We start from the raw sequence: 23,665 nt of genomic DNA on the forward strand, positions 1-23,665 counted from the left end.
CGTCGAAACCGATCTCGACGATCTCGTACTCAGGGCCCAGCACCGCCTCGCAGATCCTGGTGACCCATGGATGGGTCACCAGCTCGACGAAGCCGGTGATGTCCTGCGGGTGGACTTCGACGTACCACCGGCGCGGGCCGCGGCCGATGGCGCCACCAGGCCGTTGGATCGCCGACCAGAACGCGTCCATCATGTCCTCGCGCATCTGCTCGGCCCACTCGCGGGAGAAGGCCCCTTGCAGTGCGGTGATGCCGTCGCGATGCAGCGCCTCGACATCAGCCCGCAGGTCGAACGAGGTGGACGCTCTGCCGACAGTGCTGGTCATTCCAGGTCCTTCCCATCTGCGCTCGATACTGCGCAGGCTATGTCGGCCGACCGGGTTGTGCAACGATGGAAATCGTCCCGAGCCGGGCGGTCCTCTGTGACCGGCGTCGACCGGCGTCAAAGGCGGGGGGCGGTGTCAGTCGCGAGGCTGGGACGGGTTGGTGGGGTCGCCGTGCGCCGGTGGATTCAGCGCGGGTCCGTCCGTCGGGCCGACCTTGGAGCCGGGCGAGGGGGTGGATGCGGTTTCCGGCTTGAAGGCAGCGGGATCGCCTCCGGTCGGCTCAGCACCTCGCTCGAGTTCCTCACTCCGGTGCCGAAGCAGCTCCAGGACCGCGGTTCGGTGTGCGTGCGCCTGCTCGTACGCGATCAGCTCGGCCAGCCGATCGCTGTCCAGCGACCTGATCCGCGTCATCAACGACCCCAGCGGAAGGTTGTCGTACTCAGGCAACGGCAAAGTCATCACTGTCTCCCTTACAGCTGATCCTTGCCGGGTGCCCCGGGGCATCCGGCACGAAACGACTGCCCCGCGACACGTGCTGCTCAGCAGCAGCTCTGGAGATAGCTGGAGGTCGGACAAGGCCGCGGACGCGCCGTCCTTGTCAGCGCGATCGTTCTCGTCGAACACCCTGCGAGGAGTGTCCCGCGGCGCCGATGACGTGGCACGAATCCTGATCCACGCGAGACACTTGGCCCTCGTCAGCCGCAGCAGCTGGACTGACTGGTCGGCTTCGTCTCGACGACCGTCAGGAGACCACCGCTGACCCCGGTTGCCAGGCCTCGGCCGACCGGAGCTTCGATGCCGGCTGCCTGCGGCGCCGGGCCGCAGCATCCGCCCGCGGACTCGTCCGCCGCGTCGCCGTAGGCGACGTTCGACGAGCACACCCCGGTCTCGGGCAGGTTCAGCTGCACGGCCCGCGCGGCCTCCCAGTCACCCGCGAGCGCGGCGACCACGGAACGCGCCTGCTCGTAGCCGGTCGCCAGCAGGAAGGTCGGCGCGCGGCCGTACGACTTCGCGCCCACCGCGTAGTACCCCGGCTCGGGGTGCTCGAGCTCGTCGACGCCGTGCGGCGGAACCGTCCCGCAGGAGTGCTTGTTCGGATCGATCAGCGGCGCGAGCGCCCGCGTGGAACCGAGGATCGGGTCGAGGTCGAGTCGCAGCTCGCCCACCATGTCGTGGTCCGGCCGGAAGCCCGTCGAGTTGACCACCGTGTCCACGACGACGCGGCGCTCTCCCGCGGCCAGCTCGATCCGGCCGTCCGCCGTACGGGCGATGGACTCGATCCGGAAGCTGCTCACCAGCTCGACAGGGCCGCTCCGCACCAGCCGCTTCAACCGGCTGCCGAGAGCACCCCGGGCGGGCAACTCGTCAGCCCCGCCGCCGCCGTAGGTGCGAGCCTGATCCGCACCGCGAACCACCCAGAAGACCTCGGTACCCGGCTCCTGCGCGGCCAGCTCGCCCAGTTCGAGCAGCGTTGTCGCCGCCGAGTGGCCGGCCCCGACGACCGCCGTACGGCGACCAGCGAAGCGTTCACGGTCGCGCACCAGAACGTCCGGCAACGCCGACCAGATCGAGTCGGCCGCCTCAGCCTCACCCCGGGCCGGGATCCCCGAACCGCCCAGGACGCTCGGCCGGCGCCAGGTCCCGGCCGCGTCGATCACGGCACTGGCGAGCACCTCTTGACCGTCGGCCAGACGCACCAGGAAGGGCGCTTCCTCGCGACCCGCGGTGCGGACGCGGTCGAAACCGACCCGGGTCACCGCGGTCACCTCGGCGCCGTACTGGATCCGGTCCGCCAGTTGCGGCGTCTTGGCCAGCGGTGCGAGGTAGGCGTCGATCAGGTCGCCACCGGTGGGCAGGTCGTCGAGGTTCGGCTCGATCCAGTCGGTCCGCTCCAGCAGGCGTCGCGCGGCACCGTCGATGTCGTAACGCCAGGGGCTGAACAGCCTGACATGCCGCCATTCGTCGACCGCCGCGGCCACACTCGAGCCCGCCTCCAGAACGGCGAACTCCAGCCCGCGCTCGGCCAGCTGCGCAGCGGCCGCAAGGCCCACCGGTCCAGCGCCGACGACCACGACCGGCAGGTCTTTCGATGAAACGCTCATTGCTACTCTCCAACATTCTGTGCAGGGCGAAACCAAACCACCCCGAGGCTGTCTGAGTTGATGATCATCTAATCAACAAACCCCACCTTGCCTCCTGATTAGACGTAAGTCAAGATAGACGTATGTCAAAGCAGCTACCCCTAGAGCCCGTCGGCGGCGGTTGCTGCGTTCCGATCATGGACGCGGCGCTCGACAACGCCGGGGCGGTCGAGGGCGCGGCGGTGTTCAAGGCGCTTGCCGACCCGGTTCGGTTGCGGCTGATGTCGATCATCGCCTCGGCCGGTGACGAGGTCTGCGTCTGCGACATCACTCCGCGGTTCGACGTCTCCGGGCCGACGATCTCGCACCACCTCAAGGTGCTCCGCGAGGCGGGCCTGGTCGACTGCGAGCGCCGCGGCACCTGGGTCTACTACTGGCCCCGCCCCGAACGGCTGACCTGGCTGTCGACACTCCTGTCGGTACCGGCAGGCACCACGGTCTGAACTGCCGGATGACGGGCGTCGTCGTCATCGGCGGTGGGCAAGCAGGCCTCGCGACAGGCTTCTACCTACAGCGCTCCGGGCTGGTACCGGACAAGGACTTCGTGATCCTCGACGCCGCCGCGGAGCCGGGCGGGGCCTGGGCACGGATGTGGCCGACCCTACGGACCTTCTCCCCCACGCAGTACTCCTCGCTGCCCGGGTGGATGATGCCCCCCTGGACCGGCGACTCCGGCTATCCGTTGGCGGCTCATGTCGTCGACTACCTGACTCGGTACGAACAGCGCTACGGGCTCGCCGTACGGCGCTCCGTCGCGGTGCGATCGGTGATCCGCGGCCATCGCGGACTGCTGGAGGTTCACACCGGTCGCGGTGACTGGCTTGCGGAACACGTCGTCTCAGCGACCGGGACCTGGACGAGGCCGTTCGTTCCGGCGTACCCGGGATCGTTCGCCGGCCGGCAACTGCACACGGCCGACTACCGCCACGCCTCCGACTTCGCTGGTCAGCGGGTGCTGATCGTCGGCGGCGGCAACTCGGCCGCGCAGATCCTCGCCGAGGTCTCACAGGTCGCGGGCACCATCTGGGTAACCCTCCGCCCGCCACGCTTCTTGCCTGACGACGTCGACGGACGGGTGTTGTTCGAGCTCGCGACGCGTCGGTACCGAGCGCGCCGGCTGGGCGGTCCGGACACCGGCGGCGTTGCCGGGCTCGGCGACATCGTGATGGTCGACAGTGTGCGGGCGGCTCGTGACCGCAACGTACTCCGCGCCCGGGGACCGTTCGCCCGCCTGGTCGAACACGGCGTGCGTTGGCGCGACGGCAGCGAGTCGTCAGTCGACACGATCATCTGGTGCACGGGCTTCCGCCCGGCTCTCGGTCATCTCACATCTCTCGGCCTGCGCGGACCGGACGGGCGGATGCGGACCGACGGCACGCAGGCGATCCAGGAACCACGCCTGCACCTGATCGGCTACGGCGACTGGACCGGTCCGGCCTCGGCCACACTGATCGGTGCCGGCCGGACAGCCCGTGACCTGGTCACCAAACTCTGATCAGGAAGCTTGCAGTTCTCCGACAAGCTTCTCCACCCGCTCGCGGATCTGGTCGCGGACCTGGCGGACGACCTCGATCGGCTGACCTGCCGGGTCGGTGAGCTCCCAGTCCTCGTAGCGCTTGCCTGGAAAGATCGGGCACGCGTCGCCACATCCCATCGTCACGATGACGTCGCTGTCCTGCACCGCCTCGGTCTCCAGCAGTTGCGGCACCGCACCGGTGATGTCGATACCGACCTCAGCCATCGCCTCCACGGCAACCGGATTGATCTGGTCGCGGGGCGCAGATCCGGCCGACCGGACCTCGACGGTGTCGCCCGCAAGGTGCCGCAACCAGCCCGCGGCCATCTGGGACCGGCCGGCGTTGTGGACACAGACGAACAGGACACTCGGCTTGCTCACTTGAACACTCCATCACTCGCAGGGATGTCGATCCGCCGGGTGACGACTTCGTCAGCAGCGCGACCGGCTTTCGGGTACAACAGGGTCAGCAAGCCCAGTCCGACTGCGGCGCCGAGGATCTGCGCGACCACGAAGCCGGACAGGGACGCCGGGGCGATTCCGGCGAAGGTGTCGCTGAACGCCCGTCCGATCGTGACCGCCGGATTGGCGAACGAGGTCGACGACGTGAACCAGTACGCCGACCCGACATAGGCCCCGACCGCGGCCGGCGCCAGGGTCGCACGGCCGGATGCGGCCAGCGCGAAGACCACCATGATCAGCCCGGCCGTCGCGACCACTTCACCCAGCCACAGGGCCCCGGAGCTCCGGTCAGTCGTCGACCACGACACCGCGGCCCCGCCGTACATCAGATTCGCCAGGACGGCGCCCAGCACCGCGCCGACGAGCTGCGCCGGCACGTACGCGCCGAGGTCACGCCCGGTCAGGCCAGTGCCCGCCCTACGACCGATCCACCAGTCGACACCTGAGACCACCGGGTTGAAGTGTGCGCCCGACACTGGACCGAGCATCAGGATCAATACCGCGAGCCCCAGTGCGGTCGCGAACGCGTTCTCCAGCAGTTGCAGCCCGGCATCGTCCGGGGACAACCTGGCCGCCGCGATCCCCGAGCCGACCACCACGGTGACCAGCAGTCCGGTTCCGATGCCCTCGGCCACTACTCGTCGCCACAGCGGAGTCGTGTTCACTCGCCGCTCACAGCGGGTACGTCGAGCTCGTCGGACAGGCCCTCCCGGTGACAGCCGGCGACTTCGGTCATGCTCCGCTCCCCTTTCCCTTGCTCGCTGCAACCATTGGCGCCAGCCGATCGATGCGGCCGGCGATCTCGTCGTAGGCGGCCTCGAATGCCGCATCCGTGTTCGTCGGTGCCGGATCGGGCACCGACCAGTGCACCCGCGGCCGGCTTTCGGCCGGCAGCTGTTCGTACGCGATGTCGCACACCGCGATCACCAAGTCATCCGGCTCGACCACGTCACTCACCCGAGCGGTCCGCCAGCTCCCGGGATCCAGTCCGCGCCGACGCGCCGCCTTCACCGCCCGCGGATGCACCCGCTCCGCCGGCCGAGTCCCCGCCGACACCGCCGGCACGTGACTGCGCCGCGTCCAGATCGCCGCCGCCAACTGCGACCGGGCCGAGTTGTGCGTGCACACGAAGACCACCCGCGGCACGTCATGCACCGACGGGCCGGCTACCAAAGCCAACGTCTCCGGCACCAGACGCACGTAGGTCCGGCGGTGATCACCTTCGGACCTCCCGCGCATCACCACGCCGGCGTCCTGCAGGACCTTCAGATGGTGCGCCACCAGATTCGTCGGCATCTGCAGCAACGCCGCCAACTCCCCTGGCGCCGCGTCACCGATCGCCAGCGCCTCCACGATCGCCAACCGAGCCGGATCCCCGAGCGCCGCATGCACCCGTGCCCGCTCCACCAAGGAGGTCCGCTCAACGTTCATTGCCTCAATATTTACTGAGCGATTGTCTCCTGTCAACGGCGAGCGCCAGATGTCGACGAGATCAACCGGCACCTTGAGAACCGCAACGCGCCTGAACCGGTCCGCGGGACCGGCGCCTGTTGCCGGTTGCCGGTTGCCGGTTGCCGGTTGCGCTGAGTGATCATCCTGGTGCATGAATTTCGACGCCGAGGGCACCGGTTGGGGTGAGCTACACGACGGTGCGCGGAGAGGCGAACCATGACGAACACAGTGACGACGGAGGCCGAAGCCGCACACATGCCGTCCGACGTTTCGGCTCGGCTGGGGTTCTTCGACCGCTTCGCCGGGGCTGCGTCGCGATTCTTCTCGCGCGCGTGGTTCTTCGCCTTCTGTGTTCTGCTGGTGCTGCTGTGGGCGCCGTCGTACTTCCTGATCGGGAGCGTGGACACCTGGCAGCTGATCATCAACACCGCGACCACGATCGTCACCTTCCTCATGGTGGCGCTGCTGCAGAACTCGCAGACGCGGGCCGACGGCGCCGTACAGGACAAGCTGAACGCGCTCGCCGCCGCGCTCGCGGCGCTGATGGACGAGCGGCAGTCGGAGGATGCCCGACAGCTGCAGGACGCTACCCGCGAGCTACGCCAGGCGGTCGGGCTCGAAGACCGCGAGAGCTCCTGACCGCAGCGCCACGAACGCACTGCGTTCACTGTCTCGCCACGCGGACGCCACGTCGGGGTACTGGTGCAGTACTCAGCGAAGTGGCAAACTTGCCGTCACCGGTCTGTTGGACAGTCAGCAGCCAAGAGGTGATTCGTCCTGACCGGAGGACCGATGACAGTCGGCGGCGTCGACACGTACTACGATTACGACGAGAAGCAGTGGAAACTGCGAAGGCTGGGCGGGGGTCCGTTGCGTTCGGGTCCGGTGTGCCCTGGGCCGAGGGCGCCGTCCGGCGACGAACGAGACGCTGAGGCCACCACGCGCGGCGTCTCCAGCCGGGCCCGGACAAGCAGGCGTCCGGCCGCATGACCGCGTCGTTGCCTGAATTCACACCCGAACAGCGGCACGAACAGGTACTTCGTCTCCCCACGCCAAGTAGCCATGATCGAGGGCCGGCGGAGACCGCTGATGTCTTCGCCCGGCTCGCCGTCTGGTTGCACGGCTCCCCCAGTGTCCACGAGACGGTGGACGCGGTGGTGCAGTTCGCTCTCCAGGCGCTGAACTGCTCGCATGCCGGCGTCGCCCTGGCGGTGCGTGGCCGACCGGAGGTTCCCGCGGCGACGGACCCGATGGTCGCCGAGATCTACCACTGGCAGATGGCCGGCGGGGTCGGGCCGTTGATCAAGTCGATGCGCGACCACGAGACGTTGCTGATCCGCGACACCGCGGTGGAAACGCGCTGGCCGGACTGGTCGGCCAAGGTGTTGTCGCTCGGCGTACGGAGTGTGCTCGACGTACCGTTGACGACTTCGGCACGCAGTGTCGGAGTACTCGGCCTGTACAGCGTGGTGCCGGACGCGTTCAGCGCCGATGACGAGGCGATCGCGCACATCCTGGCACGTCATGCGTCGGTCGCGGTGGCGACCGCGCGCCACGAGGAGAACATGGCCCAGGCGGTCGACGCGCGCAAGCTCGTCGGTCAGGCGATGGGGATCCTGATGGAACGGTACAACCTGGACGGCGACCGGGCGTTCGCCGTCCTGAGACGGTACTCCCAGCAATCCAACACGAAGCTCCGGGACGTCGCTCAGCAACTCGTCGACACCCGCAAGCTGCCGGGTTGAGTGATGCCGCCGGCCCATGGCGGGTGACCAGTCCTCGCACCACCGCTGCCTGGGAGGTCAACGGCCGCTAGACAGACGCGCCGACGGCAAGCTGCTCCGTCACTGATTCGGGCGGGGCAGCCTGCGCGTGTCGACGAGTTGCTGGGCAACGTCGCGCAGTTTGGTGTTGGTGTCCTGGGAATACCGCTTCAGGATGGCGAACGCACGATCCTCGTCCAGGCCGTAGCGCTCCATCAGGATTCCCATCGCCTGACCGACGAGCTTGCGCGCGTCGACCGCCCGGGCCATGGTCTCTTCCTGCCGCGCGGTCGCCACCGCGACCGAGGCATGCCGCGCCAGGATGTGTGCGATCGCTTCGTCGTCGGCATCAAAGGCGTCGAGGTCAGGACTGTACAGCCCGAGCACCCCGACGGAGCGTCCGCCGGAGCCTACTGCCAGCGGAACGTCCAGCACACTACGGACTCCGAGACCGGCGACCTTCTCGGCCCAGTCCGGCCAGCGGTCATCAGTGCCGGTGTCGCGGATCAGCACTGTGTTCTGGTTGCGCAGCGCCTCCATCAGGGGCCCGGCCCCGGCATCGATCTGCAGGTTGTAGACGTCGCCGACCACCGAGTCGGTCACCGCCGCGACCTCCGGCCTGGCTCCGTGGGAGTAGAGCGTGACGCCGGCGTAGCTGCAGCTGAGGGCCTGCAGCGCGAACTGGACGACCGCCTCCACAGTCTCGTCCAGGCCGTCGGCGTCGTGCAGTTCCACGGCCAGGCGGGCGAAGGCTGCAGCAGCCTCTTCACCGGCTGGATCGATCGTGGGCAACCCGGCCTCCAACGTTGACTCGTTCTGAGCACCCCGCGGACCGGTGTGATCTGTTCCGTCCATCATGACACCCCATCATGCCAAGCCGCCGCACTTAGCCGCTCGCTCGACCTGTCGGTGGCCGGAAGCCGCGCTCGGCGTTCAAGTCGGTCCGGCAACGTCGACCCCGCCGAGGTGTCGCGGATCGAGGAGATGACCTCCAGTGCCGAAGCACGCTTGGCGGAGGCGCAGGACAGCGCCTGGCTCGGAGAGGCGGCCGCCGCGGAGAAGTCACCGAACCATCTGCGGCAGCGTCGCGCCGAGGCCGAGAGCCAACTGGCACAGCCGGCGCCGCGGCTCGATGATCGGCCGGTGCCACCGAACAAGCGCCCGTCGTGCCAGCGATGTGCGATCCACCCACGGACGAACCACACGCACCCCCAACCTCACCCGCAGCCCCTCGACGGCTGCAGTTGTCCTCACGCTCGCCGGCCCTGCGCTGCAGGAACCGGCCACACCCAGACACACCCGCTCGGGTGGCTCCCCAACCGAACCAGGTCCCGCTCTCCGAACCCCCACCACTGCAACACCAACGCAGCGGCGGCGGTGAGCGTCACGAGCGGACCAGGCGCGCGATCGCCTCGGATGCTTCCTTGAGCTTGCGGTCGGCCTCCGGTCCGCCGGCGGCTGCCGCATCGACCACGCAGTGCGCCAGGTGGTCGTCGAGCAACCCCAGCGCGACGGATTCCAGTGCTTTGGTCATGGCCGAGACCTGGGTGAGGATGTCGATGCAGTACTTCTCGTCCGCGACCATCCCTTGCAGGCCCCGAGCCTGTCCTTCGATCCGCTTCAGCCGGCGAAGGTAGGCGTCTTTGTCGCCGATGTAACCGTGCCGTGCCTGCTGGGCCACGCCCACCACTTCCCTTCCTGACCTTGCAGCGCACATTACCGGTCGATCTCCGACGAGATCCCGCCAATGCTTGCAATTAATAGGGTACCCCCCTATGGTATCGAATCGACTCCCTGGATCACCCTGGGAGGCGCGCGGGGCCGATTAATACCCCATACCAGTAGGGAGTAACAATGAGTCAGATGGAAGCACCGGTGTCCACGAGGCGCTGGTGGGCGCTCGGTCTGATCGCCGCGGCGCAGTTCATGGTCATCATGGACACGTCGATCATCGGCGTGGCGTTGCCGAAGATGCAGACCGATCTCGGGTTCAGCCCGGGCGACTTGTCCTGGGTGTTCAACGCCTACGTGGTGGCGTTCGGCGGGTTGCTGCTGCTTGGCGGGCGGTTGTCGGACCTGCTGGGAGCCAGGCGGGTGTTCGCGGCCGGCTGGGCGGTTCTGCTGATCGGTTCGCTGGTGGCCGGGTTCGCCGGCGGCGTCGGGGCGGAGCTGACGGGCCGTGCGGTCCAGGGCGTCGGGGCGGCGCTGATCGCGCCGGCCGCGCTGACGTTGCTGATGACGTTGTTCGGGAGCAATCCGCGCGAGCTCACCAAGGCGATCGCACTGTACGGCGCGGCCGCTCCGGCCGGTGGCACGGCCGGGGTGTTCCTCGGTGGTGTGATCACCGAGTACCTGTCGTGGCCGTGGGTGTTCTTCCTGAATGTCCCGATTGCGCTGGTGGCGCTGATCGCGATTCCGGCGTTGATGCCGCAAGCGCCGGCGCGGCGCGGTTCGATCGATTTCGTGGGTGCTCTGACGGTCACGCTGGGGCTGGGCGCCGGGGTGTACGCGATCGTGCGCGCGCCGGAGGTCGGCTGGACCGACGCCTCGACCCTGCTGGTCGGCGCGGCAGCGGTGGCGCTGCTGGTGGTGTTCGTCGCGGTCCAGGCTGGTCGTCAGCAGCCGTTGATGCGGCTGGGGATCTTCACCGCACCGAACCTGGCGGCGGCCAACGTGGCGCAGTTGCTGCTGGGGGCGGCGTGGGTGCCGATGTGGTTCTTCCTGAACCTGTACCTGCAGCAGGTCCTCGGCCTGAGCGCGTTCCCGAGCGGGTCGGCGCTGCTGCCGATGACGACGTTCATCATGCTCGGCATGATCGTGGTCGCACCGAAGGCGATCGCCGCGATCGGCGCGAAGAAGACGCTGGTCACCGGCATGGCGATCCTCACCGCCGGTCTGGCCGGGCTGTCACTGATCCGCTCCGACGGATCGTTCTGGACCGACGTCCTGCCCGCGTCACTCATCGCGGCGGCCGGAATGTCGCTGGCGTTCATCCCCAGCCTGGGCATCGCCCTGTCCTCGGCGCGCCCGGAGGAAGGCGGCCTGGCGTCGGGGATCGTGAACACCAGCTATCAGATCGGCTCCGCGCTCGGCCTGGCGGCGATGACCGCGGTCGCCGCCGCCAACGGCGCAGACCGCCTCGGTGACCTGACCTCGCTCACCGATGGCTACTCCGCGGCCTTCGTCGGGGCGGCCGTGATCGCGGCCGCCGGTGCGGTGCTGGCGGCGATCTCTCTGCGCAGCGCTCCCCCGGCGGCCCCGGAGACCGGTGACCCGGCCGTCTCGGGTTCCACCGAGGTGCCGGCGAGCCGTTGATCTCCCGCTCTACGTCCCCAGGGCCGCGGCTTGGTGGCCCTGGGGAACGGCAGCTCCGGATCGCACTCGAGAGTGGTCGGGGCGGGGCACTGGCCGCGATCGCGCCGCGACACCTGGAGCCATGACCCGACCCTGAACCGCCCGTGGCAACGAACTGACTAGGCTTGGATCGATGAACAGCCAGCATCTCCGCGTACGAGCCGGGTCCGCCAGGGCCCTGATCGCCGTGTTGCTGCTGGCCGGCGTCCTGACCATGCACGGCCTGACCGGTAACCACGACGCCGCCATGGCCATCGCCCACCAGAGCCCAGCAACGGTCGCGCACGACCCCGCCGGGGCCGCCGTAGCGCACCCCCCAGGCCGTCTCGAGCAGGCAGCGCCCGATGCGGAGCACTCGATGAGTGCCGCGGGCAGTCGCCCGGCGTCACCGCCGGTTCACTCCAGCCCGCTGCCACCACGATCGGCGCTGACCGTCGAGCCGGGCCGCGACGGGCACCTGCACGCGATGGGCGACGTGTGCCTGGCCATGCTCGCCGCGATCCTGCTCGCGCTCATCGTCGCCCTCGCTCGGCGCAGCCGCACCGCCGCGCATCCGCTCCAACTGGCTCGCACTGCGGCCCTGGTGATCGCCGACGGCCCGTCACCGCCGTGGCGCCGGCCGACCTTGTCGAAACTCTGCGTTCTGCGGACCTAGGCCGACCCCTGCCCAAAACCGGGCCTGGGCCGCTTCCGCGCGCACCCCGGGGTCCCGCAAACCGCGCTTCGAACGACAAGGACACAACCATGCGACACCACCTGTGGAAAACCGCTGCCCCGACGACCCTGATCGTGCTGGGCAGCCTCACCCTGACCGCCTGCGGCTCCATGCCTGGCATGAGCCACGGCGCACCCTCCGACAGTGAAACCACTTCGACCGCGCCGGCCCGGGACTTCAACGACGCCGACGTCACGTTCGCGACCCAGATGATCCCGCACCACCAGCAGGCCGTGCAGATGGCCCACATGGCCGGGTACATGGCGACCACGGCCGAGGTGAAGAAGCTCGCCACCGCTATCAAGGCCGCCCAGGATCCCGAGATCAAGGCCCTGTCGAGTTGGCTGACCAGCTGGGGCAAGCCCGTGCCGACGCCGTCTCACGGCGACCACGGCTCCCACGAGATGCCCGGCATGATGACCGAGGACGAACTGTCCGAGCTCGGCGACGCGAAGGGGTCGATGTTCGACCGCATGTGGACCCAGATGATGATCGAGCATCACAAGGGCGCCGTCACCATGGCCAAGTCCGAGCAGACCAACGGCAAGAACGCCGAGGCGATCGCGCTGGCCAAGAAGATCGAGACCGACCAGAACCGCGAGATTGCCACCATGCAGCGGCTGCTCGGCCGCCTCCCCATCGGCTGACCCTGCCGACCTCTGGACGGCAGGCGCCGGGCCGCTCGCCGACGCCTGCCGTTACCGGCCATAACCGAGCCGAAGAGATCTCCATCTCTACGGAATACCCCTATGGGGTATATTGTTCGGAGTGTGAGGCAGCGGCTTGTCGGCCGCACCGCACCGTCAACGGACGCTGAGAGGAATGATCATGGTGAAGGCCACCCGACAAGGCCAGGATCACCAGCACCCTGGCGACGAACACCACGAGGCGCACCCGGCTCAGACCGGAACCGCGATCGAGCACACCGGCCGGAGTGAACATGTCTCCCACGGTCAATCAGCCGGGCACGGGGACCACAGCCGACACGCCGGCCACGGCGGTCACGGTGGGCATGACAAGCACGCTGGGCACGACCCGGAGATGTTCCGGCAGAAGTTCTGGCTGAGTCTGCTGCTGACCTTGCCGATCGTTGTCACCAGCCACATGGTGATGGACTGGTTCGGCTACACCCTGGACTTCCCCGCGATGACCTGGGTCGGACCGGTGCTCGGCACGTTCGTGTTCTTCTACGGCGGCTGGCCGTTCCTGGTCGGTGGCGTCCGGGAGGCGCGCGACCGGGCGCCGGGCATGATGCTGCTGATCTCGATGGCGATCACCGTTGCCTACGTCGCGTCGCTGGCCACCAGTTCGGGCGCGTTCGACCTGGACTTCTGGTGGGAGCTCGCGGCGCTGGTCACGATCATGCTGCTCGGCCACTGGCAGGAAATGAAGGCCATCGGCCAGGCCCAGGGCGCGCTCGCCGCCCTAGCCGCGCTTCTGCCCGACGACGCCGAGCGAATCACCGACGACGGTGTCGAGTCCGTTTCGGTCTCGGAGCTGCGCGTTGGTGACGTCGTCCTGGTCAGGTCAGGCGCGCGGGTGCCGGCCGACGGCGAGATCGTCGAGGGCGTGGCGGAGCTGGACGAGTCGATGATCACCGGTGAGTCCCGGCCGGTGTCGCGGGCTGTCGGCGACCGCGTGGTCGCCGGGACCGTGGCGACCGATTCGGCGATCCGGGTTCGCGTGGACGCGGTCGGTGAGGACACCGCGCTGGCAGGGATCCAGCGGCTGGTGAGCGAGGCGCAACAGTCCAGCGGACGCGCTCAGGTGCTGGCCGACCGGTTCGCCGCGATGCTCTTCTACATCGCCACCGCGGCCGCGGTGGTCACTTTCCTCTCCTGGTGGGCCTTCGGCACCCTCGACGAGTCCGTCGTCCGGACCGTGACCGTCTTGGTCATCGCCTGCCCCCATGCCCTCGGGCTGGCGATCCCGCTGGTGATCGCGCTGTCGACGGCGGTCGCCGCGAAGGCCGGCATCCTGGTCAAGGACCGGCTGGCGCTGGAGCGGATGCGGACCGTGAACGCGGTGCTGTTCGACAAGACCGGCACTCTGACCAAGGGCGAACACGTCGTCACCGGTGTCGCCGGCGACGGGATCGACGAGAACGAGGTCCTGCGCATCGCCGGCGCGGTCGAGGCCGACAGCGAGCACCCGCTCGCTCGGGCGATCGTCACCGCCGCCGACCAGCGCGACCGCGCCAAAGCCAGCGACTTCACCTCACTCACCGGCCGCGGCGTGCAGGCCACAGTCGACGGCGCCCGCTACGCGGTCGGCGGGCCCGCGTTGCTGCGGGAACTGGAAGCAACCGTGCCGAGCGTCCTGCGGGAACGCGCCGAGGAGTGGTCCGGCCGTGGGGCCGCGGTGCTCTACCTGCTGCGCGTCGACGGTTCCACCTCGGTCGCCGCCGGAGCGATCGCGCTCGAGGACGAAGTACGGCCCGAGGGCCGCCAGGCCGTCGAACAGCTCCGCGCAGCAGGCGTCGGCAAGATCGTCATGATCACCGGGGACGCCGAACCCGTCGCCCGCGCGGTCGCCGCCGACCTCGGCTTCCGCGACGGCGTCGACGAGGTGTTCGCCGAGGTGCTGCCGGCCGACAAGGACAAGGCAGTCAGCGAACTGCAGGCCCGGGGCCTGACAGTGGCGATGGTCGGCGACGGCGTCAACGACGCACCCGCCCTGGCCCGCGCCGACGTCGGCATCGCGATCGGCGCCGGCACCGACGTGGCCATCGAGTCAGCCGGCGTCGTGCTCGCCTCCTCCGATCCACGCGGCGTCACCGGCGTCATCCGACTGTCCAAGGCGTCGTACCGCAAGATGACCCAAAACCTCGCCTGGGCCGCCGGCTACAACGTCGTCGCGATCCCACTCGCCGCCGGAGCGTTGGCCTGGGCAGGGATCAGCCTCAGCCCCGCCGTCGGGGCAGTCCTGATGTCGGCATCGACCATCGTCGTCGCGGCCAACGCCCAACTGCTGCGCCGGGTCCGCCTGACACCGGACCGCTGACGCACAGACCGAACCACACCGATCGATTCAGAAAGGAACCCTTACGTGCACCGAATGCAACTGCAGCACCGTCAAGAGCGAGACCGCCTCCGCGACCGCTGAGGACACGACCGTCACGACCTACACCGTCACCGGGATCAGCGGCTCCCACCCGGCAGGGCCCGTTGACCGGCAGTTGCTCGACTGCTGGGCGAGCGCCATGCCGGTCATCGCCGGCGGAACTCTGTCGGCGGGCTGTTCCGGCGCCGGAGCCTGCATTGCCGCCGGCATCCTCCTGGAATGTCGCGGTGGCCGCAGGCACCGGGAGCCGGGCTGCTCAGGCGCCCAGCACGTTGGCGGCGCCGCCGGCATGCGCTGCCAGCGGACCGACGACGTAGTCGGCGTCGCGGTGCACGCCCCGCAGGGTGTTCGACGAGAACGACCGCTGGAACTCCAACCCGACGTACACCAGGCCAGGGTGGGTGAGTGAGATGCCTCCAGTGTGCAGCGGCATTCCGTTCGGATCCAAAGCGCCAAGGCCGCTGAGGTATCCCAGGCTTGGCCCGTATCCGGTGGCGAACAACACCGCGTCGACCGGTTCGCGTGCGCCGTCGGCCCACACGATCTGGTCGCCGTCGAACGCTGTGAACATCTCGCGGCGATCGAAGACCCCGTTGGCCTCAGCCTTGCTGTAGACGCCGTCATCGAGAACGGGGACGCCGGTGATCAGCGGGGCCAGCCAGGCCGGCGGCAGGTCATCGAAGCCCAGCGTCCCCAACCAGTAGTGCAGGTCCTTACCGCGGATCCGCTGCGGCAGGAACATCAACGGCGCACGGGTCGCCAGAGTCACCTTGGCGAACCGACCAAGCTCGTAGCCAATCTGGACTGCGGAGTTCCCGCCCCCCACGATCACCACTCGCCGCCCGGCATACGGCTCGGGATTGCGATATGCCGCAGCATGCAGCACCTGGCCGGTGAAAGCCTCGCGGCCGGGCAGCGCCGGCAGGTAAGGATTGGAGAACGACCCACTCGCGGCCACGACACCGCCCGCGGTGAGGCTGTCGCCGCCCTCGGTGTGCACGACGAATCCGGCGCCGTGGGTTTCCACGGCCGCGACGCGGGTGTTGGTCCGGATCTCCACGCCGAGACCTTCGGCATACCTCTGCAGATAGGCCACTACATCGTCGCGGGTCGGGTAATCCTCCGGATCGCCGCCGAACAGGGCTCCCGGCATCGCGCTGTACTGCGAGGGAGAGAACAACCTGAGGCTGTCGTAGTACTTGGGCCATGATCCGACCGGGCTGCCGCCGGCCTCCAGGACCAAGGCCCGCAGGCCGGCATCACGGGCGGCACGAGCCGCGGCCAGGCCGGACTGGCCGCCGCCGATGATCACAACGGGTTGGGTGATGTTGGACATGACCATAACCTATCTACTTATCGTGATATGACGAAATCACGATACAAGTTACAGTTGTTCCGAGCGGAGGGAGAACTGTTCATGGCGACACAGCAGGCCACGCCAGCCGTAGACACGCCGTCGTGCGGTGCAGCGGAGCCGGTAGAGCTCGCCGCGGCGACTCACGACTTCCTCAAGGCATTGGCCAGCCCGACTCGCCAACGCATCATGCTGCTGTTCGCCCGCGGCGCCGAACTGTCGGTCAACGAGGTCGCCGAACAGGCCGGCATCGGCCAGTCGACCGCATCCCAGCAGCTCGACCTGCTCCGGCGCGCCCGAGTCGTCACGTCCCGCCGCGAGGGCAAGGCCGTGCTGTATCGCGCCGACAAAGAAGGCAGCGCGGCGGCCCTGGCCGACCTACAGGCCTACCTCCGAAGCTGTTGCTGACAGCGTCGCCGAACTCGGGGCCCCGGGCGCTTGACCAGTGACGGTAGCCGTCCCATATCAGCTCATAGCGGCAACCGTCCGGCAGGGCATGCTGTCAGCGCAGCTCCTCAACGGTGTGGTCCAGCCCTAGGTCAACCGGTCTGGTGCAGCCCGCTGCCGCCGCAGCAACCCTCACTGCTGCGGGTCAGGCGTTGTGACCCGCGCTGCTCGAGGTAGGGCTGGGCGGTGGCTTTCATGGCGGCGCAGCTCATCTGCGTGGCGGCGAAACTCCGGCTCCTGACCTCACTTGCGGAGGAACCGACGGAAGCGTCAGGATTCGCCTCGGCCGCGGTGACAAGCCCTTCGTCAACCAACCCGGTACTGCGCGTTCAGCGGCAGCGCGGTCCGCGGCGTTGAATGCCACATACTTGACGCGGTTCCCGGTCACTGGAATCTGGATCGCCTTCACCGAACTCTTCTTCAGCCTCGCCGACGACGTCCTCGGCGATGACGAGGGCTTTCGGTCCGAGGCGGCAACCTCGTCCGCAGTTCCCACGCGACCGACATGGATCTGCGCCGCGAGCGCTCCCGGCTGGATCCAGCACTCGGCATGGTCCAGACGCGTTCGCTTGCTGTTGGTCATCAGCCAGGTGATTGGTTGCGCTGAGCAATGGTGGGGTGGTGCTGGACCGCATGGGTGCGACAGCTCAGCCTGCTGCGGAAGCGCAGGTGATACAGGTGCGGGCTGTTGGTCTTGCCTCGAGGCGGGCAGCGGCGATGGGTTGTCCGCACCGCTCGCAGAGGCCGTAGGTGCCGGCTGCCAGGCGGCCGAGGGCGGCGTCGATCTCCGCCAGCTGGGTACGGATCTGCTGGGTCAGGGCGGTGACCTGGGATCTCTCGAAGGCGATCGTTGCGCCCTCGGGGTCGTGCTCGTCGTCGGCGTTGGCGTCTCGTGAGGCTGCGACGACGTCGTCGAAGTCGTCGGTCAGGCTCGCGAGCCGGCGGAGCGCTTGTTGTCGTTGCGCCGTTAGCAGCTCGCGAGCCGTGTCCATCCGTCAATCGTCCATGACGCTAGCTCATCGCGCCGCGCCGCGGACCGTTGCCTGCTGCTGGGCGGTCAAGGCGAGGCGCATGGTTTCGAAGGTGTGCTCCTGCGGGGCGGCGGAGGTGGTTCGTTCCCGGACGTCGCGGACCAGGTCGGTGTAGTAGGTGGTCTTGACCTGGGCGCAGTCGATGTACTGCGTGCCTTCCTGGTTGACCAGGAAGAGGTGGTCGCCGCCGTCGCGGCCGGCGATGTCGACGTACTTGCGGAGCTCGATGTAACCGTCGGTGCCGAGGATCGTCAGGCGGCCGTCGCCCCAGGTGGGCAGGCCGGCCGGGGTGTACCAGTCGACCCGAATGTAGCCCTGGGCGTTGTCGCTGCGCAGCAGGATCTCGCCGAAGTCCTGCAGGCCGGGCTCGTCGGGGTTGGCGAAGTTGCCGACCGTGCTGGTCACGACCTCGGCGGTCCGGGCACCGGTGAACCAGAGGAACTGGTCGATCTGGTGGGAGGCGATGTCGGTGAGGATGCCGCCGTACCGGTTCTTGTCGTAGAACCAGTCCGGGCGGCCGTCACCGCCGGCGAGGTGGGCGCGGTCGCCGACCCGGTGCGGGCCGATGCCGAGAGTCTGTACGACGGTCCCGATCTTGCCCGCGCGGACCAGTTCGCCCGCCTTGATCACGCTGGGCACCTCGAACCGCTCGGAGAACGTCACCGACCAGAACCGCCCGCTCTGGCTGACCGCCTTCTCGATCTCCTCCAGCTGATCGACCGTGACACAGCCGGGCTTGTCGGCCACCACGTCCTTGCCGGCCCGCAACGCCGCGACCGCGATCGGCCCGCGCCGATCCGGTACGGCGGCGGTCACGATCAGGTCGATCCCGTCCTGGTTGATCAGCTCGTCCGGACTCGCGGCCACCGGAACCTCCGGATACCGCTCCCGGACCCGCTGCGCGATCGCGGTCGACGGATCGTCCGTCGCCATCCCGGCGAACTCCGCACCGGCCCCGACAAGGCCCGCGATCTGGCCAAAGATATGCGCGTGGTCAAGCCCGACGGCGGCGAACCTGACAGCTTGCGTGGAAGTCACCCGTACTCCTCCGACTCGGCGTCGCTTCGACTGTCACCCACCCTACGCCAGGTTGGCAAGCGCTTACCATCCGGTGCGAGTCGCGCTGTCCTGCCGGGCAACGTGAGGCAGTTCAGCTGACCCGGTCCGTGCCGGAGCTTCCGGGTGACGGCTTCCTCCTCTTCCGGCTTGGTAGCGGCGCAACCGCCACCGATCGCGCCGACTCGGCGGGACGACGGCCTTCGCCGCCGTCGGTTCTGGGTGGATGATGGTGGCGTGCGGCCGACAGATCGGTTCTGGGGTAGGGGGACGGCGCGTGGTGGATCGTCGGGCGGTCGCTGACGAGTTCGCTCGGTTGGCGACGGAGTTGCACGACGTCGGCGGGGTGGAGGAGACCGCCGACGCGGTCGTGGAGTTCGCGCTGCACGCGTTGCACTGCACCTGCGCCGGGGTGTTGATGGTGAGCGGGCGGCATCCGCAGGTGCTTGCCTCGACCGATCCCCGGATCGCGAAGTTGTATCACCTGCAGGTGGAGGCGGACGAAGGCCCGGTGATCGCCGCGATCCGGAAGGAGAGCACGGTGGTGATCGACGACGTGGCGACGGACACGCGGTGGCCGGCGGCATGGATCGCGCAGGCCCGCGCCGAGGACATCCGTACGGTCGTCCACCTGCCACTGATCGTGGGCGCCCGGGTGACAGCGGTGCTGAGTCTCTTCAGCGACCGCCCGCACGCGTTCGACGCCGACGATCTGGCGGTCGCGCACATCCTCGCCCGGCACGCGACCGTCGCGATCGCGAACGCACGCCAGGAGGCGACCATGGCCCGGGCCATCGACGCCCGCAAACTGGTCGGCCAGGCGATGGGCATCCTGATGGAGCGCTACGACCTGGACGGCGGCCACGCGTTCGAAGTGCTCAAGCGCTACTCGCAGCAGCACAACCGCAAACTGCGCGACGTCGCCCAAGAACTCATCGACACCCGCCGGCTGCCGCACTGACACGCCAGGCCTCGATCCTCCGGCCGGCGTGCTGGTGCATCTTCGTCGCGGCTCGGTGAGGGCCACTCCCCCGACAACGTGCCGAACTTTCACCGGAGGGCGCGCGTCTGATCTCGCACGGTGACCCTCTGGGGGGTCGTCACCATCTCGTCTGGGGGAACCATGATTCGACAGCTGGCCGCCGTCACGGCCACCGCCACGCTCCTTGTCACAACGCTGCCGGCCGCCCAGGCCGCAGCCGCCGGGCCCACCGTCCGCGCGACCTGTACCAAACACGCTCTGCCACTGCCGGCCGACTCGATGCCCGGATCGAGCAGAGCGGCCTCGGCCGATCCGTCCGGGCGTTTCATCCTCGGCGAGGCGAACCGGGAGGGTCGCATGCACGGCAACGCCGTGCTCTGGGTGCACGGCGTACCTCGGTGGCTGGCGTCGCAGCCGGAGGGTGAGTCGTTCGCCTACTCGGTGGTCGCGGGTGGATTCGTTCTCGGCAGCACCTACAGCCTCACCAAGACCGACCACTGGATCTACTCGGCCGAGACCGACTCGTACCGGATTCTCGAGCTGCCCGGGAATCTGCAGCTCTCCCAGCTCACCGCGATGAACGCGAACCGGGACATCCTCGGCACCGTGCTGGACGAGACCACGGGAGAACAGGTTCCGTTCGTGTGGCCGTCGGGCGGTCAGCCGCGGTTGCTGACCGTTCCGAGCGGCCTGTCCGTCTACGCCATGGACGACATCTCGGACGAAGGCCTGGTCATCGGGCGGCTCAACCGTCCCGAGGACGGGCAGACCAGCTACCTCTGGCGGTCCGCTGACGCCGAGCCGGCCCGGCTGGGCGGAGCCGGCGACCAGCCTGTGTGGGCACGCGACATCGAGGGCCGCTGGATCGCCGGCGGGGACACCGACATCGACGACCGCACCGGCCTGCTCTGGAACACCCGGAACGACCGGATCGTGAAGCTCGAGGACAGCGTCACCGACCTCAACAGCACCCGCGACGCGGTCACCGCCGGCTCCTTCGGACCGCTCGGCGACTATCCGTCGATGATCATCAAGCGCAACGGCGCGAAGATCACCTTCCCCGAGGGCACCATCCTCGAGCACATCTTCGAGCGCACCAGCAAGTGGACCGCCGCCGGGTACGACGTCAGCTCGGGCCAACTCGAGCCGATCGTCTACGCCTGCAGGTAACCACCACGCGCCTGCCCACCGGCACTCCCGGTGGGCAGGCGCGTTTTGTCCGGTGGCGCAGGTAGTGTCCGGGGCGTGGATGTCGGGGAGCGGATTCAGGAGCTGGCGGATCGCGTCGTCGTGTTGCGGGACGCGTACTACCGGGGTTCGCCGGTGGTGGCTGATGCGGAGTACGACGCGGTCGAGGACGAGCTGCGGGGGCTGATCGAGGCCAACCCGGAGCTGGCGCCTGACCCGAATCCGTTGGACCAGGTCGGTGCGCCGGCGGTGCTGCACGCGCCTGTGCGGCACTCGCGGCCGATGCTGTCGCTGGAGAAGTCGACCCGGCCCGAGCAGGTCGAGGCCTTCTTCGCCCGTTTTCCCGGCCAGTCGGTGGTCGTCATGCCGAAGCTCGACGGCTTGTCGCTGGCCCTGGTCTACGAGAACGGGCGGCTCGTGCGGGCGATCACCCGCGGCGACGGGCGGACCGGCGACGACGTGACCCCACTCGTGCGGGCCCTCGCCGACGGGGTGCCGGACCGGGTCGGCGTACCGGACCGGGTGGAGGTTCGTGGCGAGGCGGTCATGCCGCGTTCGACCTTCGCCGCCTACAACGCCGCCCACCCGGACAAACCGCTGATCAACCCGAGGGGCGCAGCCGCCGGCACCCTGCGCGCCAAGGATCCGGCCACGGTCGCCGAGCGACGCCTGCAGTTCCTCGCCTTCGACCTGCTCAGCGACTCCGACGACGCCGACGCGGATCTCGAGCGCGCCCTGCAGGACATGGGATTCACCGTCGCCGAGATGCGGCACTGTGACGACGCCGCCGCAGCGCAGGCGGTGATCACCACGATCGAGCGGCAACGCAACGACCTGGACTACGACCTCGACGGCGCCGTACTGCGGCTCGCCGACCGCGACGCGTTCGCCGCCGCGGGCACCCGGTCCAGCTCGCCGCGCGGCGCCCTGGCGTACAAGTTCGCCGCCGAGGAGAAGACCACCCTGCTGGCCGACGTGGTCTGGGACGTCGGCAAGACCGGCAAGATCGCGCCGGTCGCCTGGCTCGAGCCGGTCTTCGTCGGCGGTACGACGGTCACCCGCGCGACACTCGCCAACCAGGAGGTGATCCGCGCCCGCGACATCAAGATCGGCGACACGGTCCTGGTCCGCCGGGCGGGCGACGTGATCCCGTTCGTGGCCGGCGTACTCGACGCGTCCAGGCGCACGGGCGCCGAGCGCGACATCGTGCCGCCGTCGGCCTGCCCGTCGTGCGGGCAACCACTGACCGAGCAGGGCAACAGCCGGGAACTCTTCTGCACCAACGTCTCCTGCCCCGCCCAGACCGTACGGCGCCTGATCCACTGGGCATCCCGGGCGGCGGCGGACATCGACGCGATCGGTGGCGTCTGGATCGAGCGACTGGCCGAGGCCGGGATCCTGGAGAACCCGTCGGACTTCTACCGGCTGACCAAGGAAGGGCTGCTTGAGTTCGACCGCATCGGCGAGGTCTCGGCCGCCCGGATGATCGAGTCGATCGACGCGAGCCGCCAGGTCGGCCTTCGCCGGGCGATGATCGGCCTCGCGATCCCGATGGCGTCCGAAGGCACCGCGGCCAGGCTGTGCCGGGCGGGATTCGGTTCCCTGGAAGAGGTCGGCGACGCGGGTGTCGAGGGGCTGGTCGCCGTGGACGACATCGGCCCGAAGGTCGCCGCCTCACTGAGCGAGCACCTCATCCGACTGCGTCCCGAGCTCGAACGGCTCCGCGCGGCCGGTGTCTCCCTCGACGTCCGTGCGGAGGACCTCCCGCCGGTCGTCGCGGCCGGTGCGCCGCTGGCCGGCAAGACCGTGGTCGTGACCGGCGCCATCAGCGACCCACGCTCCGGTGAGAAGGTGGCACGCCCGGCCTTCCAGCGCCTGTGTGAGAAGGCCGGGGCAACCATCGCCTCATCGGTGTCGGCAAGCACCGACCTGCTCATCACCGGCGCCGATGTCGGCGCGTCCGAACTCACCAAGGCCGAGAAGCTCGGCGTCACCGTCGTCGACCAGTCCGAGATCTGGCAACAACTCCAGGCCGCCGATCTGCTCCCCCGCTGAGTGACTCAGGGCTTGAGGAGAGCCTTGAAGCGTGGTGTGCTCGTCCAACGCCCGGTACGCCGCGACGGCGTGGTGAGTGCTACGTTCCCGCCGTTCCGTTCGCGGACGGCCGCCGTACCCGTCGACCCCGACGAGCCCCCCGGAGCTGATCGGACCGCCGCCGGGCCGCCAAGACTGTCCGTGGTCGCATCTACGCTGCGACCATGAACCGGATCGACCGGCTGTACGCGCTCGTGGAGGAGTTGCGGGCGGCGGGGCGGGTCGGGCGCACCGCCCGGCAGTTGGCCGCGCACTTCGAGGTCAGTGTGCGGACGATCGAACGCGACCTGAGCGCCCTCGGCCAGGCCGGTGCCGTTGGCAACGAAGCAGGGCCGCGGCGGCGGCTTCACGCTCGACCGGTCGATGAGCCTGCCGCCGCTCAACTTCACGCCGGCCGAAGCGGCGGCGGTCGCGGTGGCGCTCAGCCGGAGCGAACATGTCATGTTCCGGCAGGACGCCCGCAGCGCGTTGCAGAAGATCATGGCCGCGATGCCGGAACGGGCGCTCGCCGAGGCCCGCACCACCGCGGACAAGGTCCGCCTGCTGGTGCGGCCGGTTCCCGACCCGGACGCCGGCGTAGCCGCGATCGTCTGGCAGGCCGTCCGGGACAATCGCGTGCTCCGGATCCACTACATCGACGTCGGCGGCGTGGAGACGGTCAGGGAGGTCGAGCCGCAGTACGTCGTGGTCGGTCCGAACGGTTCGTACCTCACGGCCTGGTG

Annotated in this window: 23 protein-coding genes and 2 pseudogenes; 14 read left to right on the top strand and 11 right to left on the bottom strand. The window is 69.0% G+C overall.

The annotated features are described in order from the left end of the window. The 3 genes and pseudogenes from E1218_RS24560 to E1218_RS24570 form a co-directional block, all read right to left on the bottom strand. Positions 1-325: pseudogene (locus E1218_RS24560) on the bottom strand (hypothetical protein); the annotation flags it as partial. A gap of 135 nt (positions 326-460) precedes the next feature. Beyond that, complete coding sequence (locus E1218_RS24565) at positions 461-784, bottom strand: hypothetical protein (RefSeq protein ID WP_132324066.1); 324 nt, start codon at positions 782-784, stop codon at positions 461-463. A 236-nt stretch (positions 785-1,020) separates the two neighbouring features. Further along, positions 1,021-2,427, bottom strand: coding sequence for an FAD-dependent oxidoreductase (locus E1218_RS24570; RefSeq protein ID WP_132324068.1), 1,407 nt, complete (start codon positions 2,425-2,427; stop codon positions 1,021-1,023). Positions 2,428-2,603: 176 nt separating this feature from the next. Here E1218_RS24570 and E1218_RS24575 point away from each other — a divergent pair, with 176 nt between their 5' ends. Both E1218_RS24575 and E1218_RS24580 read left to right on the top strand, forming a co-directional pair. After that, entirely contained in the window at positions 2,604-2,909 is a 306-nt protein-coding gene (locus E1218_RS24575; protein ID WP_233712437.1) for an ArsR/SmtB family transcription factor, read from the top strand. A gap of 8 nt (positions 2,910-2,917) precedes the next feature. Then, positions 2,918-3,961 (top strand): ArsO family NAD(P)H-dependent flavin-containing monooxygenase, encoded by a 1,044-nt coding sequence (locus E1218_RS24580; RefSeq protein ID WP_132324072.1) that lies wholly within the window; start codon positions 2,918-2,920, stop codon positions 3,959-3,961. Here the strand turns inward: E1218_RS24580 and E1218_RS24585 are convergent, their stop codons facing one another. From E1218_RS24585 to E1218_RS24595, 3 genes are all read right to left on the bottom strand, one after another. After that, a complete protein-coding gene (locus E1218_RS24585) occupies positions 3,962-4,363 on the bottom strand; it encodes an arsenate reductase ArsC (protein WP_202866168.1) in 402 nt (133 codons plus the stop codon). It lies immediately after the preceding gene. Continuing rightward, the gene (locus E1218_RS24590; protein ID WP_132324074.1) at positions 4,360-5,109 is read right to left on the bottom strand and encodes an MIP/aquaporin family protein; all 750 of its coding nucleotides are present in this window, start codon (positions 5,107-5,109) and stop codon (positions 4,360-4,362) included. Before E1218_RS24590 ends, E1218_RS24585 begins: the two co-directional genes overlap by 4 nt. Positions 5,110-5,176: 67 nt before the next feature. After that, on the bottom strand, positions 5,177-6,070 hold the full coding sequence (locus E1218_RS24595) for an arsenate reductase/protein-tyrosine-phosphatase family protein (RefSeq protein ID WP_233712438.1): 894 nt from the start codon (positions 6,068-6,070) through the stop codon (positions 5,177-5,179). A 42-nt stretch (positions 6,071-6,112) separates the two neighbouring features. On the opposite strand from E1218_RS24595, the gene E1218_RS24600 reads away from it, so the two are divergent. Both E1218_RS24600 and E1218_RS24610 read left to right on the top strand, forming a co-directional pair. Then, a complete protein-coding gene (locus tag E1218_RS24600) occupies positions 6,113-6,535 on the top strand; it encodes a low affinity iron permease family protein (RefSeq protein WP_233712439.1) in 423 nt (140 codons plus the stop codon). Between the two features lie 347 nt (positions 6,536-6,882). Further along, positions 6,883-7,641: a GAF and ANTAR domain-containing protein gene (locus E1218_RS24610; protein ID WP_132324078.1), complete on the top strand. Its 759-nt coding sequence runs from the start codon at positions 6,883-6,885 to the stop codon at positions 7,639-7,641. A gap of 99 nt (positions 7,642-7,740) precedes the next feature. On the opposite strand, the gene E1218_RS24615 is transcribed toward E1218_RS24610, so the two are convergent. Next, on the bottom strand, positions 7,741-8,451 hold the full coding sequence (locus tag E1218_RS24615; protein WP_407657630.1) for a GAF and ANTAR domain-containing protein: 711 nt from the start codon (positions 8,449-8,451) through the stop codon (positions 7,741-7,743). 592 nt (positions 8,452-9,043) lie between these two features. After that, positions 9,044-9,376 carry a metal-sensitive transcriptional regulator gene (locus E1218_RS24620; RefSeq protein WP_132324082.1) on the bottom strand — a complete coding sequence of 111 codons (333 nt, stop codon included), beginning with the start codon at positions 9,374-9,376 and terminating at the stop codon, positions 9,044-9,046. 137 nt (positions 9,377-9,513) lie between these two features. Between E1218_RS24620 and E1218_RS24625 the strand changes: the two genes are divergently transcribed. From E1218_RS24625 to E1218_RS24640, 4 genes are all read left to right on the top strand, one after another. Continuing rightward, complete coding sequence (locus tag E1218_RS24625) at positions 9,514-10,974, top strand: MFS transporter (RefSeq protein ID WP_132324084.1); 1,461 nt, start codon at positions 9,514-9,516, stop codon at positions 10,972-10,974. Between the two features lie 172 nt (positions 10,975-11,146). Further along, positions 11,147-11,668, top strand: a complete 522-nt coding sequence (locus tag E1218_RS24630; RefSeq protein ID WP_132324086.1) for a hypothetical protein — start codon at positions 11,147-11,149, stop codon at positions 11,666-11,668. An 89-nt stretch (positions 11,669-11,757) separates the two neighbouring features. Next, on the top strand, positions 11,758-12,375 hold the full coding sequence (locus tag E1218_RS24635) for a DUF305 domain-containing protein (protein ID WP_132324088.1): 618 nt from the start codon (positions 11,758-11,760) through the stop codon (positions 12,373-12,375). A gap of 181 nt (positions 12,376-12,556) precedes the next feature. Then, positions 12,557-14,731, top strand: a complete 2,175-nt coding sequence (locus tag E1218_RS24640) for a heavy metal translocating P-type ATPase (protein ID WP_132324090.1) — start codon at positions 12,557-12,559, stop codon at positions 14,729-14,731. Positions 14,732-15,047: 316 nt separating this feature from the next. On the opposite strand, the gene E1218_RS24645 is transcribed toward E1218_RS24640, so the two are convergent. Next, positions 15,048-16,127 (bottom strand): flavin-containing monooxygenase, encoded by a 1,080-nt coding sequence (locus E1218_RS24645; RefSeq protein ID WP_132324092.1) that lies wholly within the window; start codon positions 16,125-16,127, stop codon positions 15,048-15,050. Positions 16,128-16,208: 81 nt separating this feature from the next. Between E1218_RS24645 and E1218_RS24650 the strand changes: the two genes are divergently transcribed. Next, positions 16,209-16,553, top strand: a complete 345-nt coding sequence (locus tag E1218_RS24650; protein ID WP_132324094.1) for an ArsR/SmtB family transcription factor — start codon at positions 16,209-16,211, stop codon at positions 16,551-16,553. A 686-nt stretch (positions 16,554-17,239) separates the two neighbouring features. Here E1218_RS24650 and E1218_RS24655 read toward each other — a convergent pair. After that, positions 17,240-17,584: a TraR/DksA family transcriptional regulator gene (locus E1218_RS24655; RefSeq protein ID WP_132324096.1), complete on the bottom strand. Its 345-nt coding sequence runs from the start codon at positions 17,582-17,584 to the stop codon at positions 17,240-17,242. A gap of 24 nt (positions 17,585-17,608) precedes the next feature. Next, positions 17,609-18,661: a Gfo/Idh/MocA family protein gene (locus tag E1218_RS24660; protein WP_132324098.1), complete on the bottom strand. Its 1,053-nt coding sequence runs from the start codon at positions 18,659-18,661 to the stop codon at positions 17,609-17,611. 295 nt (positions 18,662-18,956) lie between these two features. On the opposite strand from E1218_RS24660, the gene E1218_RS24665 reads away from it, so the two are divergent. From E1218_RS24665 to E1218_RS24680, 5 genes and pseudogenes are all read left to right on the top strand, one after another. After that, complete coding sequence (locus E1218_RS24665; protein WP_233712440.1) at positions 18,957-19,640, top strand: GAF and ANTAR domain-containing protein; 684 nt, start codon at positions 18,957-18,959, stop codon at positions 19,638-19,640. 162 nt (positions 19,641-19,802) lie between these two features. Then, the gene (locus tag E1218_RS24670) at positions 19,803-20,831 is read left to right on the top strand and encodes a hypothetical protein (protein ID WP_132324100.1); all 1,029 of its coding nucleotides are present in this window, start codon (positions 19,803-19,805) and stop codon (positions 20,829-20,831) included. Between the two features lie 75 nt (positions 20,832-20,906). Continuing rightward, complete coding sequence (ligA, locus tag E1218_RS24675) at positions 20,907-22,904, top strand: NAD-dependent DNA ligase LigA (protein WP_132324102.1); 1,998 nt, start codon at positions 20,907-20,909, stop codon at positions 22,902-22,904. 203 nt (positions 22,905-23,107) lie between these two features. Next, a pseudogene (locus tag E1218_RS38255) lies at positions 23,108-23,242 on the top strand (HTH domain-containing protein); the annotation flags it as partial. Positions 23,243-23,258: 16 nt separating this feature from the next. After that, the coding region (locus E1218_RS24680) for a helix-turn-helix transcriptional regulator (RefSeq protein ID WP_407657631.1) at positions 23,259-23,665 on the top strand (407 nt) is incomplete at its 3' end.

This window comes from Kribbella turkmenica, assembly GCF_004348725.1.
Lineage (GTDB): Bacteria > Actinomycetota > Actinomycetes > Propionibacteriales > Kribbellaceae > Kribbella > Kribbella turkmenica.